Here is a 1,621-nt window from a genome sequence, read left to right on the forward strand (position 1 = left end):
CTTTGGCTGACAAAGTGGCTCGCACTGATGCGAACGTGATGATCTTAGGCCCAAGCGGTTCAGGTAAAGAAGTGATGTCGCGTTACATTCACAAAGCATCAAACCGTAAAGACGGCCCATTCGTTGCGATTAACTGTGCGGCGATTCCTGACAATATGCTGGAAGCGACGCTATTCGGTTACGAAAAAGGTGCATTCACTGGAGCTGTTCAGGCGTGTCCGGGTAAGTTCGAACAAGCGCAAGGCGGCACAATCTTACTTGATGAAATCAGCGAGATGGACTTAAACCTGCAAGCGAAGTTGTTGCGTGTTTTGCAAGAGCGCGAAGTTGAGCGTCTTGGTAGCCGTAAGAGCATCAAGCTAGATGTTCGTGTGTTAGCGACCAGTAACCGTGATCTCAAACAGTATGTGTCGGAGGGTAATTTCCGTGAAGACTTGTACTACCGCCTGAATGTGTTCCCAATCGCATGGCCAGCGCTGAATGAGCGAAAAGGGGACATCGCGCCACTTGCGAAGCATCTTGCCGAGCGTCACTGTAGCAAAATGGGTATGCCTGTTCCTCAGTTCTCGCCAGTTGCAGTGGAAAAACTATTGCAGTACCCATGGCCAGGTAATGTTCGAGAGCTGGATAACGTTGTACAACGCGCGCTGATTTTGAGTGAAAACGGCGATATCGGTGCAGAGCACATCTTGTTAGAAGGCGTGGATTGGCAAGATGCCAACAGCTTGCAATACGTTGTGCAAAGTGCGGAAACATTGGTCCCTGATGTCAAGCCTGTTGCTCAAGCTGAATCCGTCAACCGCGTTAACACTGGCGGCGAGGGGTTGGGTGGCGAGCTGCGCGATCAAGAGTACGCGATCATTCTAGAAACCTTGGTGGAATGTAATGGCCGACGCAAAGAAATGGCAGAGAAATTGGGCATAAGCCCACGTACTCTGCGCTACAAACTTGCCAAAATGCGTGACGCGGGTATAGATATTCCGAGTTAGGTTTCACACGCGTAGCCATAAGACAAAAGTGTGAGTAAACTATACTGCTGGCGTCTTATGGCACATAAATTGCTGTGTCAATATTTAGTTTAAATAGATAGTCAAACTTTTGGCTCAGAGGTGATAATGAAAGTTGATGGTATTCAGGCCGAAATGCGCGCCATGATGGTTGAAGCGACCAACACCACCCCGACAGGAACGGGTGCGAAAGAGGGTGCAGATTTCAATGATCTCCTAACCAAAGCCATCACTAACGTAAACTCACTTCAAAAATCATCTGGCGATCTACAAACGCGTTTTGATCGTGGTGATGCCGATGTTTCCTTATCTGACGTCATGATTGCTCGTAACAAATCCAGTGTTGCTTTTGAAGCCACTGTTCAAATCCGCAATAAGCTCGTTGAGGCCTACAAAGACCTCATGAACATGCCAGTGTAATTTAGGTAATAAGTGTGGCAGACAAGTCTACAGATTTAACCGTCACTGATGGCGGCTCAGATGGCGCACTGGTTTCTAGCTCCGATATGGATGTGGAAAGCCAAAATCCAGATTTAGAAGAGCGCAGTGCATCAAAATTCGATATGGCCGTGGGCGACCTCGATTTGCTTCGACAGGTCGTGCTTGTGCTATCG

2 protein-coding genes and 1 pseudogene are annotated in these 1,621 nt (G+C 48.3%); all 3 read left to right on the plus strand.

Translation table 11 applies throughout. The features are described 5' to 3' along the window. On the plus strand, positions 1-989 hold a 989-nt coding region (locus R8N46_RS24560), incomplete at its 5' end, for a sigma-54 dependent transcriptional regulator (RefSeq protein ID WP_318189694.1). A 126-nt stretch (positions 990-1,115) separates the two neighbouring features. Then, positions 1,116-1,427 (plus strand): flagellar hook-basal body complex protein FliE, encoded by a 312-nt coding sequence (gene fliE, locus R8N46_RS24565; RefSeq protein ID WP_318189695.1) that lies wholly within the window; start codon positions 1,116-1,118, stop codon positions 1,425-1,427. Positions 1,428-1,441: 14 nt separating this feature from the next. Beyond that, positions 1,442-1,621: pseudogene (locus R8N46_RS24570) on the plus strand (flagellar basal body M-ring protein FliF); the annotation flags it as partial.

It is taken from the genome of Vibrio sp. 1874 (assembly GCF_033344395.1).
GTDB classification, from domain to species: Bacteria; Pseudomonadota; Gammaproteobacteria; order Enterobacterales; family Vibrionaceae; genus Vibrio; species Vibrio alginolyticus.

What these genes read in the sequence shown, in the direction of transcription:
- fliE (WP_318189695.1), top strand. Translation starts at nt 1,116, where the DNA reads ATGAAAGTTGATGGTATTCAGGCCGAAATGCGCGCCATGATGGTTGAA.